This is a genomic window from Candidatus Cyanaurora vandensis (genome assembly GCF_013285555.1).
GTDB classification, from domain to species: domain Bacteria; phylum Cyanobacteriota; class Cyanobacteriia; order Gloeobacterales; family Anthocerotibacteraceae; genus Cyanaurora; species Cyanaurora vandensis.
Map to the genome: position 1 here is coordinate 1 of NZ_JAAXLT010000118.1, position 16,723 is coordinate 16,723.

Genomic DNA, 16,723 nt, shown 5'->3' on the forward strand with positions numbered 1-16,723 from the left:
AGCCAGCCCCGGATCTGGACGGCTCCCGACCGCGCCAGCGAACACCGCCAAGTCTTAGAACGAGCTAACCGCTATCTGAAAAATTACCCGGACCACTCCGTCGCAGTCTTGGCCTTCTCCCATCGCAGTCTTGATGAGATGGCTGAGCTATTGCGCCAAGGGAATATTGCCTTTGTGGATTACCGCCAAGGTAGTGCCAGTGAATTCTTTAAACGTCTCATCGCGCTCTTGCGTTGGGTCTATGACCCCCTTTTACCCGTGCGCGACCTGTGGCTGAAGCTCGGCAATTTTGACCACAAGGGCTTGGTGCTAGCTCTGAGTGCCCAGCTAGATACCGTGGATTGGCTGGATGGCAACCAACCCTGGCTCCAACTGCCCCAGTGGTCACGTCTACCCACCGACGACCGCAAGGAATTTACCCGGTTAGCTCAAGACTTGCTGCACTTGTACGATCAGCGTAAGGAACCCCTGGTGGATTTCCTGTTTCAAGCCACCGCTCTCGTGGACCCCTGCCCCCAAGCTCTAGCCACCGCCGAGAACCTAGCCCGTAAAGTCATCCTCACCGGTCAAGCCCGGACCTTCCCAGCATTGATGCGCTTTTTCAACCGTCAACAGGGCCGTGAACAGTTGTTGCGCTGGAGTGCGGTCACCCCGGATGAGGGCGAGGAGGTGCCTGGTCAGATTGAGCTTTGCACCTTCCACTCCTGCAAAGGCCGGGAGTGGGGCGCGGTTTTCATCGTAGGCGTGACGGATTACTGGTTCCCGACGGATCATGAGGGTAGTTTTCAGGGGCAGTTGGACTACTTGACCATCTATCCACAGGCCCAACTCAAATCTGAGTTCAATTTAGAAGGTACTGACCAAGATTTTGCCGAACGGGTCAAGGATGACATTATTACAGAGCGGTTACGGCTCCTCTATGTCGGCTTGACCCGGCCCCGCTATTACCTAAGCGTGAGTGGTCATGGACAACCCGCCCAGGTCTTGCAATGGTTACAGCCCTAACGAGCCACTGTGAGGTCAGTAACTTGCCCATCGTGGAGACCCATGACATACACCGTGTTCATTAGGTTCATCGTCAGATTAGTGATCTGAATGGCTTCCAAGGGGTCGAGGGTCTCCGTCAATTGCGTCAAAAAGCTCTCCACGGAACGCCGCATCAGTTCTGGCATAGCTTGACTTTTCATGGTTAGGACCGTTAGGATGCTGATCCCATTTTATTCGTCAAGGTCATTTTATGCCAAGTTTTGTTACGAATTTACGGTCATTACCCTGCTATTCTGTAATACAAAGTCTAAGAGAATCTCTGATGCGTGTGAGTCCCGTCGAAGCCGAGAACGATAAGCAACTGCAAACCGTCTACAAGAGTCTGGAGAAGCAGTACGGCACCGCTCTCAATCCTTTAAAGGTTATGGCTCACCAGCCCCAGATCATGCAGGGCGTGATGCGGCTTTACGGGGCTGTCCACCAGCACAACCCTAACCTCCCTGAAGATCTCAAGGAACTTTTGAGCCTCCGCATTGCCCAGATCAACGGTTGCCGGGGGTACTGTGTGCCGATGCACACTTATATGCTCCGCAAACTCAACACCCCCGAAGAAAAAATTCAGCAGGTCGCCCGTTTCGCTGGGAGTGACCTCTATAGCCCCACCGAGAAACTAGCCCTGGAATACGCTGAGCGCATCACGGTCCCGAGTACCAGCGTCAGTGAGAGTTTCTTCCACCAACTCAAGGACCATTTCAGCGAGCCTGACTTGGTAGAACTGACGGCTCTGATTGGGGTCCTTAACTTCTGGACCAAGGTGATTGATGCCCTGGAAGTACCCCTCGACGCGGTTTTCCAAGAGAACCCCCGGCCCTAAGACTTGCTGACCCTCTACCATAAAAATATGGCTAAACGAAACCGCCGCCGTCCCGTCCCGCCCACGCCCGCCCACTCCTCAGCCATGCCCTTCACCCGCGATGGCATTCCTAAACCCGTGGCGGATGAGATGGCGAAGCGGCTCTTGATTTTCGGGGGGCCGCCGACCCTGTTGGTCTTCCTGTCGTTCCCATTAAGCTTCTGGGCAGCCAAATCAGGGGCAGGAATTACGCCGGGTCAAGTTCTTTTAATCAGTATTGGGTTCGTGTTACTCGCCTCGGGTTCAGCCGTCTACGGGATGCTCTCGACCGCTTGGACACCCGACGAGGCGAAATCTTGGCTGGGCTGGCAAAATTTTCAAGTCAACTTACAACGCTTGCGGAATGCTCTGAAAACCGAAGGGGAACGCGCCCGTGAGCAACGTAAAACCCAGGCCGGTCCAAAATGAATTTTTTGCTACTTTTTCGGTGAGCGTGATAAGATAGCCCTCGTTCGTGCCCAGTCACGGGAGCTTTTAAAATGTCCTCAATGTTAGTTCAACCGCCAGGAGAATGCGCCACTTTCGCCGTGCGGCGATGGCGCAGCACGTATTGACCGTGTCCTGAGCAAGTAAACCTAAACAACCCATTGAGGAAACCTGATGATTATCGTGCTGAAACCGGGGACACCCCGCGAAATTTTGGATGAAATTGTACAAACCGTTACCCAGTGGTCCCTAGAGCCCCATGTCAGTGTGGGTAGTGCCCATGTGGTGATTGGTTTGATTGGTGATACCCGCATCGTCTCCGAGAGCCAATGTTACGGTTTAAGTCCCTTTGTGGAACGAGTGATGCGGGTCGAGAAGCGTTTCAAGCGGGCCAGCCGTGAATTCCATCCCGAGCCGACCACAATTACCGTGCGCGGTATTCCCCTAGGCGCGGACCATCCGGTCTTTACGATTGCCGGACCCTGCTCCGTCGAGTCCGAGGCCATGATTATCGAGACCGCGCTCGCGGTAAAAGCAGCCGGGGCGCAGTTCCTACGCGGTGGAGCCTTCAAACCCCGCACCTCTCCCTACGAATTCCAGGGCCACGGTGAGAGTGCGCTAGAATTACTCGCCGCCGCCCGTGCTGCAAGCGGCTTGGGGATCATCACCGAGGTCATGGACACTGCCGACATTGACATGGTGGCAGCAGTGGCGGATGTCCTCCAGGTGGGGGCACGTAACATGCAGAACTACGCCCTCCTCAAAAAGCTCGGTCAAGTGGACAAGCCAATTTTGCTCAAGCGCGGATTCAGTAGCTCGATCAATGAATGGCTCTTGGCTGCTGAATACATCCTGGCAGCGGGGAACCCCAATGTTCTTTTGTGTGAGCGGGGTATTCGTAGCTTTGACCAACAGTACACCCGTAATGTCCTGGACCTCTCCGCCATCCCGGTCTTGCGGACCCTGACCCACCTGCCCATTGTGGTAGACCCGGCCCACGCCACGGGTAAAGCCCAGTTCGTCAAGTCCATGAGTCTAGCAGCGGTGGCGGCGGGTTGTGACGGCTTGATGGTCGAGGTCCATCCTACCCCCGCTAAAGCTCTCTCCGACGGTGCCCAGTCCTTGACGCCTGAACAATTCCAGGAATTGATGGGTGCCGTCAGCCACTTAGCAACGGTTTTTGAGCGCGGTCCCCGTACCTTGAGCACAGTCTAGAAAACTTTAGTGGGTCAGGCATCCTGACCCATCAACTTCCTAACGCTCGAAACAGCTTCTCTAAACTGGCAAAGAAGCCTTCTTTTCGTGCTAAAGCCGTGTAGATATCCTCCGGGGAGGGCCGTTGTCCCCGTTCGCTGACGAGGGCGTAGTCGCCTGCTTTTTCCTGCCAAATTTCCCAGTTGCTGGGGAAGGCCCGCCGCAATGCGCCGCCTTCCAAGGGTTCAAGGAAATAGAGGACTTCTAGCGTGTTTAAAAAGCGCGTCCGCAGTTGACGACCCGCCAACCCAATCCCGACCGCTCCAGCATCCAGTTGGGGATTGACGAAGATGAATGGTTTTCCTTTGGCTTCATTTGCCAGTCGCTCCGCCCGGTCTACCTCCACCGCGCTCGTCTGGACCAGGATGAGACTCGCGCTAGCCTCCACAGAGCCCCGGGCAATACTACAGAGGGTCACGCCTGCCCAGTCCCCTAACTGTTGACTTGCCAGGGCCGCCGCTCCCGCATCGGGAAAAAGGATTTGAACCGGCGCGGGCAATGCTGATACCAGCGGACCCAGGACGGTTAATAGCTCCAAACCGGGCGTACGAAACTCGACTTGGGCACGATACTTACCCTGGTGAATCCCTTGCTGAACTGCCGTGGTCATCTGGGCCAAGGATTCATCAAAAGTGCGCGGCAGTTCACTCATCACTGACTCCATCCTGTCATTCCCAGGATAGCGTTCTCCATAATTTAAGGCACAGTCGCCGGGGCTTGGTGAGAGGTAAGTTATTCGTCGTCGTCGGTTTCGACCTCGCCGGTAGACTTGACTTGAAGGAGCTTAATATGCTTACGGCCCAATTGAATTTCAAACTCAGAACCGGGTTGAAAGCCCATGCGTCGGGTATAGGCTCCGCCAATTAGCAGGTTGCCATTTTGTTGAACTTGAATTCGGTAGTTAGCGATGCGTCCGCCACGCTGTTTGGTAGGCCGTGCTTTGATGGATTTGTTCCCAAACATCTTGGGTTGGACTGCTTCTAACAAGGCAGTTTGTAGCGCAACTATATTACCTGTTTTACCACCCCGTCCTCCACGGATGTAACCACAGGCAATGGCAACATCTTTCTTGTCGAGTCCCTGGGCGGTCAACTCTTTGAACTTGGCGACTAGGGCTTCACCCTGGAGGGGAGAAGACAGAACTTCTTGCGCGTTAGGCATGGATGTAAATGGCTCCCATTTCGTTTGGTTCACTCCTATTTAACCCTATATCAATTAGAATACCAATACTACCTCTAATATTTTTTACATCTTTAGGTTGTTACTGTATACTTTTTTAAAGTCAAATGGGTGGCACTACTAAAGCGATCCCCAAACCGTTCAAAAATACCTAATAAAACGATGGATTGTAGAAAAGTAGCCCAGCTTGAATGGCATAAGAGTGTGGGTGCAGACCACTGCAACTAGTTTACTTTTCTTAATAGTTGACGTATGGGGTCTAGCTTGATAGAGGTACATGTTGCCAGTGAAGCTGATAAGTAGGGTGATGGATTTCCCAAGCATACATTTATATCGCAGATGATTTAGGCTACCATCGAATAAGCTGTTCGCGCCTCTCAATGGAAATCTCGAATGAAGCATCTCCCTGATCAAGTCCTTGACCGTGTGGCTGATTATTTTAAGGTCCTTTCTGAGCCGACTCGTCTCCGGCTGCTACACTTGCTGCACGAGCGGGAGCGTAGCGTGGGGGAACTGGTCGAAGCGACCGCCACTTCTCAAGCCAACGTCTCCAAGCACCTCAAGGTTATGCTTAATGCTGCCCTCGTCACCCGCCGTCCTGAGGGCACGCGTGCGATTTATGCCGTAGCCGATGATACGGCCTTTCGCCTTTGTAACTCGGTCTGTGAACGAATTGCTGACCGCATTGAGAATGAAGCAGAACAATTTCGGGCTGTGACATTTCTGGACAATTAATACCCATAGCTCTAAGGGGCATACCCGTCGAGCCTTATCCCGCTGAGGTTGCCATGAAATCCTTTCGTACTGAGCGTATTGGGGAACAGGTCCGCAAGGAAATGAGTGATCTTTTACTGCGTGGTCTCAAAGACAGTCGTATTCATGCCGGGATGGTCAGCATCACTGAGGTTGAAGTAACCGGGGACCTGCGCCACTGCACGATCTACGTGAGCATCTATGGGGACAGCCAAGCGCAAATAGCGGCGATGGCAGGACTCAACTCAGCAGCCGGTTTTGTGCGTGGGGAGTTAGGGCGACGGATTCGTTTGCGCTACACACCAGAAGTTCATTTTGAACAAGATACTTCGTTAGAGCGCGGTGACCGGATGATGACGCTGTTAAACCAACTGAAAAAAGACCCGCCCCTTGAGGAACCAGCACCTTAAATCAGTTCGCGGCGGTCCTCTAGGGCACGGGCAAGGGTCATTTCATCGGCATATTCTAAATCGCCACCCATGGGGAGACCCGAGGCTAACCGAGTGACTTTAGTAAAAGGTTTGAGTAATTTGCCCACATAGAGGATTGTCGTCTCGCCCTCAACGCTGGGGTTGATGGCCATGATCACCTCGCCCACCTCGTCGCGGTTCACTCGTTGGACGAGTTCCTTAACTTTTAGCTGTTCAGGGCCAATTCCTTCCATTGGTGAGAGCAAGCCCCCCAACACGTGGTAGCGGCCCTTATACTCGCGGGTCCGCTCCATCGCAATGACATCGCGGGGTTCAGCAACAACACAGACTTGGCTCAATTCACGGTTGGGATTACTACAAATATCGCAGGGGTCCTCCGCCGAGAGCGTGAAGCATTGGCGGCAGACCCCGATCTGTTCGGTGGCATCAATTAAGGACTGGGCCAGTTGCAGCGTTTCTTGTTTGGGCCGTTTGAGCAGATAGAAGGCCAACCGCTGGGCAGTCTTAGGACCAATCCCCGGCAGTCGCTGTAACTGGTCAATCAGTCGAGCCAGAGGACGGGTGTACACGCCCTAGAACAACCCCGGTACGCTGATGCCGCCCGTCAGGTCGCTCATCTTGTTGCGCATCAAGTCTGTGGATTGGGTATAAGCATCTTTGAAGGCAGTCAAAACTAGGTCTTCAAGCATCCCGAGGTCTTCCTTGAGAGCTTCAGGGTCAATGCTGATGGAGATTGGTTCTTGGTTACCACTCATGGTGACTTTGACTAGACCACCGGGAGCCGTCCCTACCACCGTAGTATCAGCCAGTTCGTCCTGGAGACGGGTGGCATCCTGCTGGACTTGCTTGGCCTTCTTGAGGGCTTCCTGCATCTGGGCGAATTGACCAAATCCCTTTGCCATGATGAATTTCCTTTTTTACAATGCTCACATCAAGGTACCCAAATCGTACCCGGTTTACTCAGTGTAGCTTAGACCACTCCCGCCATTAAGTCTCAGCTTGCTTAACATTTGTACATAATTCCCCTTGCGCCCCGGCCCCATAGCCGATAGCCTAAGCATAGGGACGCTTGGAAAAAGGAATGCGTATAGGTGTTTTGTTGTTGAACTTGGGGGGACCGGCGCGGTCAGAAGACGTCAAGCCGTTTCTCTACAATCTATTTTCGGACCCAGAGATCATCCGTCTGCCCGTTCCTTTTTTACAAAAGCCCTTGGCGTGGTTAATTTCCACCCTGCGTGCACCCCTTTCTCTAAAAAATTACGCCAGTATTGGCGGTAAATCTCCCATCAAGGCCATTACTGCTCAGCAGGGCCGGGTCCTCAAAAAAACTCTAGCGCGGCGTGGGATTGAGGTCAAAGTCTATGTAGGGATGCGCTACTGGCATCCCTATACTGAGGCAGCCCTAACTCAGATCAAAGCCGACGGAATTGAGAAACTGGTCGTCCTGCCTCTATATCCCCAGTATTCAATCTCAACCAGTGGCTCTAGCTACAAATTATTGAATCAAGCTTGGGCCGAAGACCCCCAGCTTCAGCAGATTGAACGCCGCGATATTCTTTCATTTTATGACCGTCCTGGCTACATCCGGGGTATGGTCCGTCTCATCCACCGCGAACTGGCTAAATTTGAGCAGCCGGAGCGGGTCCACATTCTTTTTTCAGCCCACGGGGTGCCCAAGAGCTATGTGGAGACTGGAGGCGACCCTTACCAGCAACAGATCGAAGCCTCGGTTCAACTACTGACGGCGGCCTTGGCTCTGCCCAACCGTTCTAGCTTGGCCTACCAGAGTAAAGTCGGCCCGGTGGAGTGGTTACAGCCCTACACTGAGGACATTATTCCCCGGTTGGCTCGTCAGGGGGTAACGAACCTGCTCACTATCCCGATTAGCTTTATCTCTGAACACATTGAGACGCTCCAGGAAATTGATATCGAGTATCGCCACCTCGCCCACGAAAGCGGGATTCCAAATTTCCGCCGGGTACGGACCCTCAATATTGAGCCAGACTTTATCAACGAACTAGCTCTCCTGGTACAAGAACAGCTAGATGACCGGGTGTTACAGCCTTCCTAGCCCGCCGACTTGTTAATATATGTAAAGTTCCTGAGGCAAGTATGCGCGTCGTTATTGCTGGCGGGGGGTTAGCAGGGTTGTCCTGTGCCAAGTATTTGTGTGACCAAGAGATTACACCCGTTGTCTTAGAACGGCGCGATGTTCTAGGGGGCCTAGTAGCGGCGTGGCGGGATGCGGAAGGGGATTGGTACGAGACGGGCTTACATGTTTTTTTTGGGGCCTATCCGAATATGTTGCAACTCTTGGCGGAACTGGGTATCAGTGACCGTCTCCAGTGGAAAGACCATTCCATGATCTTCAATATGCCCGACGCGCCGGGGACCTATTCCAGCTTCGACTTCCCCGAGGCTTTACCCGCACCCTTAAACGGGGTGACGGCGATTCTACGCAATAACGACATGCTCACTTGGCCCGAAAAAATTAAATTCGGGCTGGGCTTGATTCCCGCTATCCTCCAGGGCCAGTCCTACGTCGAGGCGATGGATAATCGCACCTGGTCAGCGTGGATGCAGGAGCGCAATATCCCGCCCCGTGTCGAAAAAGAAGTTTTTGTGGCGATGAGTAAGGCCCTCAACTTCATCAATCCCAACGAGATCTCCGCCACAATTTTGCTAACTGCGCTAAATCGGTTCCTCAAAGAAAAAGATGGTTCGCGAATGGCCTTCTTAGATGGTGCCCCGCCGGAACGCCTACTGGAACCCCTGGTAGATTACATCACCGCTCGTGGTGGCACTGTCCAGACTGAGCAAGCTCTTCAGGAAATTCTCCTCAACCCAGAGGGTACGGTCAGGGGGTTTCAGCTGCGCTCTGGCGAGATTGTCACTGGGGATGCCTATGTCTCGGCCTTGGCAGTAGACCCCCTCAAGGCCCTCTTGCCCCACCCCTGGCGGACTCTGCCATTTTTTGAGCGGATGGCTCAGCTAGAAGGAGTCCCGGTTATCAATCTCCAACTCTGGTTTGACCGCAAGTTGACTACCCTCGACAACATCCTCTTTAGCCGCTCGGAATTGCTCAGTGTCTACGCCGATATGTCCAACGTTTGTCGCGGTTACGCCGATGATGACCGTTCGATGCTGGAACTGGTGTTCGCCCCGGCCCAAGACTGGATTACCCGGCCCGATGAAGCTATCCTAGCGGCGACCATGGCGGAGTTGGCCCGTCTTTTTCCTGAAGAGATACCAGACCCGGCCCGTCTAGTCAAGTATCACATCGTCAAGACTCCCCGCTCGGTCTACAAAGCGGTCCCTGGCTGTGAAGCTCTCCGTCCCACCCAAAAGACGCCAATTGCCAATTTCTTCTTGGCGGGGAGTTTTACCAAGCAAGAATACCTGGGGAGTATGGAAGGCGCGGTCCTGAGTGGAAAACTTTGTGCTCAACGGGTAGCAGAGAGCAAAACTTCTCAACCTTGACTTCCGCAATTTTGAGGAAGCTAAGGCTTGCTGTTATGGGTAGTTCCCGACAAGCCTCCTAATTAGGAGCAACGGGAATCACGGACGACCTGTGCCGCTAGTCACCGTGAAGATGGGCAGGTAGGGGGCAAGATAAGCCCAATCCCCCAGCCCAAGGAGTAGATCATGTTGATTCTTACTGGTGAGCAAGTCGAGTTATGTTCGGTGCTTATGAACGGGGCGACCGTGACCGGAATTGAATACCTGCATAAACTGTATGCCCCCCTGGGTGAATATCCCCAGGATGAATACATCCGTGCCCTCAAGTACTGCCGGGAGATGCTAGACAAGGGGATTTTTTGTTTAGTGGTGCGTGAGGCTCACCGCATTTCACTCTGGACTGCCGGGAAGGACTTACGCAAGTCGGCAGTAACTGGGGCTACCTATCGGGGTACAGAAACAACCTCCTCCGTCCATCTACCCTCTGCGGCTAAACTGCAGCCGGCAATGTACCGGGGTCAGAGAGTGCGTCCGGTGATAGATCGATAGCGTACAATCCCAGTAGTGACCTCTAAGGAGGGACGCTTGCTAGAATTTTCTCATCATTACTGTGTTGAGATTTGTGCCTTCTTAGTCCCAGCCAATGTCTTGACTACGGGGTTGGTCCTCTGGGCAGTAGGTCGGGGTTCAGTCTGGACTCAAATGCTAGTCCGGTTGGGGTCGGTTTGGGCTTTGGTCATGCTACTCCATGTGGCAACTTGGCTCTGGATTGGGGTCGTAATGGTCCCTACCTTTGTCTTATTGGGATTGGCAGGCGTATGCCTGGGGTTGAATCTATGGGCGGCCCTGCATAGACAAAGTTTAAAACTGGGGCTACGAGCACTGCTCAACCGGACAAAAGGGCGGACCAAAACGGTGATTCTCTCCTACCGAAATCACTAGATCAGCTATCTGGACTAACTTGAATTGGCGATCAAAATAGGATGCAGACACAGAGCGTATCCTAAATCTGGTTTCACTTGCCGGGTTAGTTGCTGCTCAATCAGACGCTCACCGTCCGGCGGGGGGTGTGGGTCATGACGATTTCATGAACTTTGTGGAGGGTGGTTTCGATCGCCAGATCGGTAATGTGCAGGTGGGTCACAAAGCGGACACGGTTGGGTCCGAAGGTACTAGCAAGGATACCCGCTTGCTGAAGATAGTCCGTGAAAGCCGCGCTCGGGATACCCGTATTACCCACGTCGAAAATAACAATGTTGGTCTGGATTGCTTCTAGGTCTAGATCCAGACCAGGAACCTCCGCCAATCCCAGAGCCAGCCGCCCTGCCCGCCGATGGTCCTCCGCTAACCGCTCAACGTGATGGTCCAAGGCGTAGAGGGCCGCCGCCGCCATATACCCTACTTGCCGGAGACCACCCCCAAACATCTTGCGGTACCGGCGGGCACGGACAATGAAATCAGGACTCCCGACAATCATCGAACCCATCGGTGCCCCGAGACCCTTGGAGAGACAGACCGAGGCCGAGTCGAATAAGACCCCATAACACTTAGGGGCAACCCCGACTGCCACCGCCGCATTAAATAACCGCGCTCCGTCTAGATGTAAGGGCAGACCTTCACTTTGGACAAAGGCCCGGATCTGTCGCACGCGCTCAACGGAGTAAACCACGCCCCCAGCCCAGTTGTGGGTATTCTCCAAACAGACCAAGGCCGTCGGTGCGTAATGGACATTGCCCCGCTCCCGGATCGCCGACCGGATTTGTTCTACTGTCAATAGACCGCGCACCGCCGGGACCGGGAGAATCTGGATACCCGACAATCCCGCCGCCGCCCCCGACTCTAGATTGAAAATGTGGGAACGACCCTCAGCAATCACTTCATCGCCACTGCGCGTATGGACCCGTAAACAGATCTGGTTGCCCATCGTCCCCGAGGGCACAAAGAGGGCCTGCGGATGACCCAACAGGTCCGCCATCCGCTCCTCCAGAGCTTGCACCGTCGGGTCATCCCCCAGCGTGTCATCTCCCACCTCTGCCCGCATCATGGCTTGAAGCATCCCTGACGTAGGACGAGTTACCGTATCGCTGCGGAGGTCAATGGGTGGCATGGTCGGGCTGGGTAAAGGTTCGTTCCTATCCTAGCTAGCTGACAAAGTAGAAATTGTGCTCGCGCTTGGCTGCCTACTTGGTACCGACGAATCGTGAGTTGGGTACAAGGCCAACAACTTATAGCCGATCACGGGCTTCGACAACAAGACAGCACAATAGTTAGTGGCAGAGGGCCACGGCGATGCGGTAGAAGTACCTCTCGATCTGCGTACTGGGGGCGTATATTCCTACTTTGACATGCTCCCCGACCTAAAGGCGCGGGGATTCCCTTGCGGTTACTGGCTCACAGACGTATATGTCGGAAGAGATTGATACTGCTTTTGCCGAGTATCAGCAGGAGCTACTCGTCCGTCCAGGCACGTTCTGCGCCTATTGCTTGGCGATGGAGAATATTGTTGATCTGTGTGACCCGGCGATCCGAAAAGCCATCCCGATTACTGAGGAGACCTTATTTTGCCCATGGAAAGAAATTTTACTGGTGCAAAAGCGTAAACCGCCCAGTTGGGAGGTTGCCGAGAAGGTGTCCACCTTGAAAAAGTAAACCAGCAACGGTTAAATCCCATAGCTAGCTTGAGTACGATAACAAAGACAGTCGAGGATGAGCATGGGTTGGCGATACGGGTTTTTGGTGGGGGTATTGGCTCTAGGACTAGAGGTTCAGGCCGCTACGGTCTATGTGGCGACTGACGGCAAAGATAGTTGGTCCGGTAAATTAGCCCGTCCTAATGCCGCCAAAACCGATGGTCCCCTCGCTACCCTGGGGGCCGCCCAAAACACGATCCGCAAGCTCAAACCCCGCCGTGAACCCATGCGCGTCGTTGTGGCGGGGGGCCGTTACATCCTAAATCAACCCCTGACCTTCGCGCCGCAAGACAGCGGGACCGCCAGAAATCCCGTGAGCTATGAAGCGGCACCGGGAGCGCGTCCGGTCTTCAGTGGGGGAAAGGCAGTTCGTAACTTCAAGCGCAATCCCGACGGGACTTGGAGTGCCACGGTCGCCCCGGATTGGCGGTTTGAGCAACTATTTGTTGATGGCAAACGCGCCACCCGTGCCCGTACCCCGAACAAGTTTTATTTCTACGTCAAAGATAAAGTCCCCTCAGGAATTGACCCGCTCACGGGGAGTCCCGCCGACTTGAGGAGCCGCGCCTTCCGTGCCCGTCCCGGCGATCTGACATCCCTCCCCGCCGGGACTCCGGCCCTCCGCGACGCGGTGGTCGTCGTCTACCACTCCTGGGAGGTCTCCCGGTTGCCCATCGCTACCGTAGACCCCCAAAGCCATACCCTCATTACAACAGCGGGTATGTCTTGGCAGTTTTTAAATTGGGGGGCCAACCAACGTTACCACCTTGAAAATTACCAAGCTGCCCTGGATATACCCGGCGAATGGTACTTGGACCGTCAGGGACGCTTGACCTACTTTCCCTTGCCGGGGGAGGACATGACCAAAGCTGAAGTCATTGCCCCGGTCGTCGAGCAGTTCGTCCGCTTCAATGGTGCCCCCACCCAAAAAGTCGAATACATCACCCTCAAGGGCCTCACTTTCCACCACGGGCAGTACCTCCAACTCCCCCAGGGCTACAGTAGTGGACAGGCTTCCTACTGGATTGGCGCGATGATTGAAGCCGACCACGCCCAACACATTGCCATTCAGGACACCGAGATTGCCCATATCGGTAATTACGCAGTCTGGTTGCGGCGGGGTTGTAATGATTGCCGGGTGGAGCGCAGCTATCTCTGGGACCTCGGGGCGGGGGGAGTCAAAGTAGGCGATTGGCAGGAACCCAAGCTCGTGGACTATAGCGGCAACAACGTCGTAGACAACAACATCATCCGCTCGGGGGGACATATCTTCACCGGGGCAGTGGGGGTGTGGGTCGGGCACAGTGGCGATAACCGCATTAGCCATAACGATATCAGTGACCTCAACTATTCGGGAATCTCCGTCGGTTGGCGGTGGGGCTATCAAGAGAGTCTCGCCAAGCGTAACCGGCTCAGTTTCAACCGTATCCATGACGTGGGCCGGGGAGTCCTCAATGATCTAGGCGGGATCTATACCCTGGGTCCCTCCCAAGGGACGGTGATCAATAATAATGTCATCGCCAATGTCTACTCTTTTGGTAGCTACGGGCGGGGCGGCTGGGGGATCTATACCGATGAAGGGACCACGGGTATTCTGATTGAGAACAACTTGGTCTATAACGTGATGACTGGCGGTTATCATCAACATTATGGCAAAGATAATATCGTCCGCAATAACATCTTTGCCCTGAGTAATGACGGTCAGTTGCAGTTGTCGAACCTAGAGCAGCACCGCCAAGTAATCTTCACCAATAACATTGTCTACTGGCAAAAGAGTGACCTATTTATCGGCATCTGGGGCCGCTCCAAGGCAGAACTGGCAAACAATTTATATTTCAAAGTCGGAGGCACCCCCGCGCTATTTGAAGGGAAAACTCTCGGCGCATGGCAGAGGTCGGGGCGTGATAAAGGTTCTCTCGTCGCGGACCCCCAATTCCTTAACCCAGCCCTGGGCGATTTCCGACTTAAACCGGGTTCGCCCGCCCGCAAGTTGGGTTTTAAGCCCTTTGATCCCAGTCAAGCCGGGGTCTATGGCAAGGCGAGTTGGGTGAAGCTGTCCCGCTCCGTGGTGTTGCCGCCCGTGGATTATCCCGCTCCGGGCAGTGCGGTGGCCTTCAATCGGTGACGACCACCGGCTCTAGCTGACGGGCGTAGAGTTGGGCGTAGAGACCATTGGTCTTGAGGAGAGTGCTGTGGTTGCCCTGTTCAACGACGCGGCCTTGGTCAATGACAAAAATCCGGTCAGCGTCCCGGATTGTTGAGAGACGATGGGCAATGATAAAGACCGTGCGGCCCTTCATCAGGCGATTCAAGGCTTCTTGGACCAAGGCTTCGGACTCCACATCGAGGGCGGAGGTGGCTTCATCGAGGAGTAGGATTTTGGGATCGAGGAGGACAGCGCGGGCAATGGCTACTCGTTGCCGCTGACCCCCAGAGAGATTGGCCCCCCGTTCGCCCACCCTGGTCTGATAGCCCTGGGGCAACGCCAGGATAAATTCATGGGCATTGGCAATCCGGGCCGCCTGTTCAATGTCCGCCAGCGGGGTGTTTTTGCGTCCGTAGGCAATGTTCTCGGCAATCGTCCCGGAGAATAGAACCGTTTCCTGGGGTACTAACCCGATCTGACGGCGCAGACTCGGGAGGGTCACGGTGCGGATATCCACCCCATCCACGAGGATCTGGCCTTCCTGGGGGTCCCAAAAACGACTGAGTAGATTTACCAAGGAGGACTTCCCGCCCCCCGAGGGACCGACTAGAGCGAGGACCTGTCCCGGTTCCCCGACGATATTGATGTCCACCAGCACCGGGGTCTCGGCATAACTAAAGGAAACATGGTTGAGTTGGACTACCCCACGCACTGGTGGGAGGGGCTTAGCATCGGGGAGGTCCTTGACCTTGGGTTTGATGGCAAGTAACTCAAAAAGTCGGTCGGCTGAGGATTCAGCTTGTTTCAGTTCGTTGAAGTTGGTAGTGATGAGCACAATCGGGTCAATCAAAAGCCCAATCCCCGCCATAAAACCAATGAATTGACTGGCATCAAGCTTACCCATACTGATCTGCCAGCCGCCTACCCAGACCAGCATCAAGACGCCCACCGCCTGCAAAAAGCCGCCCACAGGGAACTGGACTGCCTTAATCTGTTCACTTTTGAACCGAGCGGCGCGATTCGCCTCCGACTTAGCCCGGAAACGGCCCGCCTCGTAGCCCTCTGTGGCAAACCCCTGGATGACGCGAATCCCGCCAAAAAGCTCCGTCAACAACGCCGACAAGTCCGAGGAGAGGTCTTGACTCTCTCGGGAGCGGTCCCGTAACTTTTGCCCAAACACGCCCAGGGTCAAGCCTAAGAGCGGAGCCACGGTCAAGGTCAACAACGTCAACGCCCAATTGAGATAAATCAAGTAGGCCACCACAAAAATAATGGTCAAAATACTCGGAATAAATTGCCCAAAGAAACGACGCACCGCCTCCGAAAGTCGGTCCACATCGGCGGTGAGTAAATAAGCCAAATCACCCGCCCTAGTTTTCATAAAAAAAGCAATATCGAGACTCTGGACATGGGCAAAAACGTGGTCGCGTAGGTCGGTGACCGCTTGGAGTGAAGCCTTTGCCATCAAAGTATCCTGACCATACTGGAAGAGCCCGCGCACGATGAAGACCGCCACCGTGATGTAGCTTAATTCCGTCATCGAGAAGAGATCCCCAGCCCCTATGAACTTAGCTAGGCGTTCAGCAAGATAGGCAAGGGCAGGCATCGAAGCAACAAAACCCAACGTACACAATAGAGCCAGTGTCAAGACCGCTCGTTGGGGCCAGATGAAAGGAGCGAGTCGCTTTAAGTTAGATTGAGTTTGTGCCATGGGGGTATTTTATCGGGCTGACCCCCCCCGACTCAATCTTCTTGTAGGATGACATGGCTCCAACCGCACCCCTCAACCTGGGGATCTTAGCTTCCGGGAAGGGCAGTAACTTCGCCGCCATCGCCCAAAGTATCCGGCAGGGCCGACTCCAGGCCCAAATCCGGGTCCTCATCTACAACAATCCCCAAGCTGGGGTCCGCCACCAAGCCCAAACCTGGGATGTACCCGCTGTCCTCCTGGACCATCGCCAATTCCCAGACCGGGCGAGTTTAGACCGGGCGATCGTCGGGGTTCTCCAGGCGCATGGGGCCGAGCTTGTAGTGATGGCGGGCTGGATGCGGTTGGTTACAGTCGTCTTACTGGAACAATTTCAAGTCATCAACATCCACCCCAGTCTGCTGCCCAGCTTCAAAGGAGCCCAGGCCATTGAGCAGGCTCTCAACTACGGCGTAAAAATTACGGGCTGTACGGTGCATCTAGTGGAACTAGCCGTTGATAGTGGGGTAATTCTCGCGCAACAGGCGGTCTCGGTCCTCCCTGGCGATACTCCAGCGAGTCTCGGGGCGCGGATTCAGTGCGCCGAACACCAACTCCTCCCCGAGGTCTTACAACACTTTGCCCGTGGTCAATTCGTTATCACGGATCGTCAGGCGATTTTTAATTGACACTCCCTAGGGCTAAAGCCGGGGGATAGCTGGGCGGTACCGCCCAGCTCTTGGTTCCACGAGTCAGCTTGCAACATCGGATTGCGCCTCTGTCGTAGGGGCTATGCTC

General features: G+C 54.5%; 20 protein-coding genes. 13 read left to right on the forward strand and 7 right to left on the reverse strand.

Features of this window, described 5'->3' with window-relative positions:
* Positions 1 to 1,005 (forward strand): 3'-5' exonuclease (locus HFM78_RS08410; RefSeq protein WP_287128988.1); only part of this gene is annotated, 1,005 nt, incomplete at its 5' end.
* On the opposite strand, the gene HFM78_RS08415 is transcribed toward HFM78_RS08410, so the two are convergent.
* Positions 1,002 to 1,187: a hypothetical protein gene (locus tag HFM78_RS08415; protein WP_287128989.1), complete on the reverse strand. Its 186-nt coding sequence runs from the start codon at positions 1,185 to 1,187 to the stop codon at positions 1,002 to 1,004. The two genes, HFM78_RS08410 and HFM78_RS08415, sit on opposite strands and share 4 nt — an antisense overlap.
* A gap of 122 nt (positions 1,188 to 1,309) precedes the next feature.
* Between HFM78_RS08415 and HFM78_RS08420 the strand changes: the two genes are divergently transcribed.
* The 3 genes from HFM78_RS08420 (at position 1,310) to aroF (ending at position 3,541) form a co-directional block, all read left to right on the forward strand.
* The gene (locus tag HFM78_RS08420; protein ID WP_287128990.1) at positions 1,310 to 1,861 is read left to right on the forward strand and encodes a carboxymuconolactone decarboxylase family protein; all 552 of its coding nucleotides are present in this window, start codon (positions 1,310 to 1,312) and stop codon (positions 1,859 to 1,861) included.
* 27 nt (positions 1,862 to 1,888) lie between these two features.
* Entirely contained in the window at positions 1,889 to 2,308 is a 420-nt protein-coding gene (locus tag HFM78_RS08425) for a PAM68 family protein (protein WP_287128991.1), read from the forward strand.
* Between the two features lie 192 nt (positions 2,309 to 2,500).
* On the forward strand, positions 2,501 to 3,541 hold the full coding sequence (gene aroF / locus HFM78_RS08430; protein WP_287128992.1) for a 3-deoxy-7-phosphoheptulonate synthase: 1,041 nt from the start codon (positions 2,501 to 2,503) through the stop codon (positions 3,539 to 3,541).
* 31 nt (positions 3,542 to 3,572) lie between these two features.
* Here the strand turns inward: aroF and HFM78_RS08435 are convergent, their stop codons facing one another.
* Both HFM78_RS08435 and HFM78_RS08440 read right to left on the reverse strand, forming a co-directional pair.
* Positions 3,573 to 4,232, reverse strand: a complete 660-nt coding sequence (locus tag HFM78_RS08435) for a DUF1995 family protein (protein ID WP_287128993.1) — start codon at positions 4,230 to 4,232, stop codon at positions 3,573 to 3,575.
* A gap of 80 nt (positions 4,233 to 4,312) precedes the next feature.
* Positions 4,313 to 4,741: an AbrB family transcriptional regulator gene (locus HFM78_RS08440; protein WP_287128994.1), complete on the reverse strand. Its 429-nt coding sequence runs from the start codon at positions 4,739 to 4,741 to the stop codon at positions 4,313 to 4,315.
* 411 nt (positions 4,742 to 5,152) lie between these two features.
* Between HFM78_RS08440 and HFM78_RS08445 the strand changes: the two genes are divergently transcribed.
* Complete coding sequence (locus HFM78_RS08445; RefSeq protein WP_287128995.1) at positions 5,153 to 5,494, forward strand: helix-turn-helix transcriptional regulator; 342 nt, start codon at positions 5,153 to 5,155, stop codon at positions 5,492 to 5,494.
* A 53-nt stretch (positions 5,495 to 5,547) separates the two neighbouring features.
* Positions 5,548 to 5,922, forward strand: a complete 375-nt coding sequence (rbfA, locus tag HFM78_RS08450) for a 30S ribosome-binding factor RbfA (RefSeq protein WP_287128996.1) — start codon at positions 5,548 to 5,550, stop codon at positions 5,920 to 5,922.
* Here the strand turns inward: rbfA and recR are convergent.
* A complete protein-coding gene (gene recR / locus HFM78_RS08455) occupies positions 5,919 to 6,512 on the reverse strand; it encodes a recombination mediator RecR (RefSeq protein ID WP_287128997.1) in 594 nt (197 codons plus the stop codon). The two genes, rbfA and recR, sit on opposite strands and share 4 nt — an antisense overlap.
* A gap of 3 nt (positions 6,513 to 6,515) precedes the next feature.
* On the reverse strand, positions 6,516 to 6,845 hold the full coding sequence (locus tag HFM78_RS08460; RefSeq protein ID WP_287128998.1) for a YbaB/EbfC family nucleoid-associated protein: 330 nt from the start codon (positions 6,843 to 6,845) through the stop codon (positions 6,516 to 6,518).
* A gap of 179 nt (positions 6,846 to 7,024) precedes the next feature.
* On the opposite strand from HFM78_RS08460, the gene hemH reads away from it, so the two are divergent.
* From hemH to HFM78_RS08480, 4 genes are all read left to right on the forward strand, one after another.
* Positions 7,025 to 8,014 (forward strand): ferrochelatase, encoded by a 990-nt coding sequence (gene hemH / locus HFM78_RS08465; protein ID WP_287128999.1) that lies wholly within the window; start codon positions 7,025 to 7,027, stop codon positions 8,012 to 8,014.
* A 41-nt stretch (positions 8,015 to 8,055) separates the two neighbouring features.
* On the forward strand, positions 8,056 to 9,423 hold the full coding sequence (pds, locus tag HFM78_RS08470) for a 15-cis-phytoene desaturase (protein WP_287129000.1): 1,368 nt from the start codon (positions 8,056 to 8,058) through the stop codon (positions 9,421 to 9,423).
* Between the two features lie 165 nt (positions 9,424 to 9,588).
* Positions 9,589 to 9,951: a hypothetical protein gene (locus HFM78_RS08475; protein WP_287129001.1), complete on the forward strand. Its 363-nt coding sequence runs from the start codon at positions 9,589 to 9,591 to the stop codon at positions 9,949 to 9,951.
* Positions 9,952 to 9,987: 36 nt separating this feature from the next.
* Positions 9,988 to 10,344: a hypothetical protein gene (locus HFM78_RS08480; protein WP_287129002.1), complete on the forward strand. Its 357-nt coding sequence runs from the start codon at positions 9,988 to 9,990 to the stop codon at positions 10,342 to 10,344.
* 100 nt (positions 10,345 to 10,444) lie between these two features.
* Here the strand turns inward: HFM78_RS08480 and HFM78_RS08485 are convergent, their stop codons facing one another.
* The gene (locus HFM78_RS08485) at positions 10,445 to 11,509 is read right to left on the reverse strand and encodes a low specificity L-threonine aldolase (RefSeq protein WP_287129003.1); all 1,065 of its coding nucleotides are present in this window, start codon (positions 11,507 to 11,509) and stop codon (positions 10,445 to 10,447) included.
* Positions 11,510 to 11,805: 296 nt separating this feature from the next.
* Here HFM78_RS08485 and HFM78_RS08490 point away from each other — a divergent pair, with 296 nt between their 5' ends.
* Positions 11,806 to 12,051: a hypothetical protein gene (locus tag HFM78_RS08490; protein WP_287129004.1), complete on the forward strand. Its 246-nt coding sequence runs from the start codon at positions 11,806 to 11,808 to the stop codon at positions 12,049 to 12,051.
* A 63-nt stretch (positions 12,052 to 12,114) separates the two neighbouring features.
* Positions 12,115 to 14,217: a right-handed parallel beta-helix repeat-containing protein gene (locus HFM78_RS08495; RefSeq protein ID WP_287129005.1), complete on the forward strand. Its 2,103-nt coding sequence runs from the start codon at positions 12,115 to 12,117 to the stop codon at positions 14,215 to 14,217.
* On the opposite strand, the gene HFM78_RS08500 is transcribed toward HFM78_RS08495, so the two are convergent.
* Positions 14,207 to 15,949, reverse strand: coding sequence for an ABC transporter ATP-binding protein (locus HFM78_RS08500; RefSeq protein ID WP_287129006.1), 1,743 nt, complete (start codon positions 15,947 to 15,949; stop codon positions 14,207 to 14,209). The genes HFM78_RS08495 and HFM78_RS08500 overlap by 11 nt on opposite strands.
* Positions 15,950 to 16,002: 53 nt before the next feature.
* Between HFM78_RS08500 and purN the strand changes: the two genes are divergently transcribed.
* Positions 16,003 to 16,614: a phosphoribosylglycinamide formyltransferase gene (purN, locus tag HFM78_RS08505; RefSeq protein ID WP_287129007.1), complete on the forward strand. Its 612-nt coding sequence runs from the start codon at positions 16,003 to 16,005 to the stop codon at positions 16,612 to 16,614.
* The last annotated feature ends 109 nt before the right edge of the window (positions 16,615 to 16,723 follow it).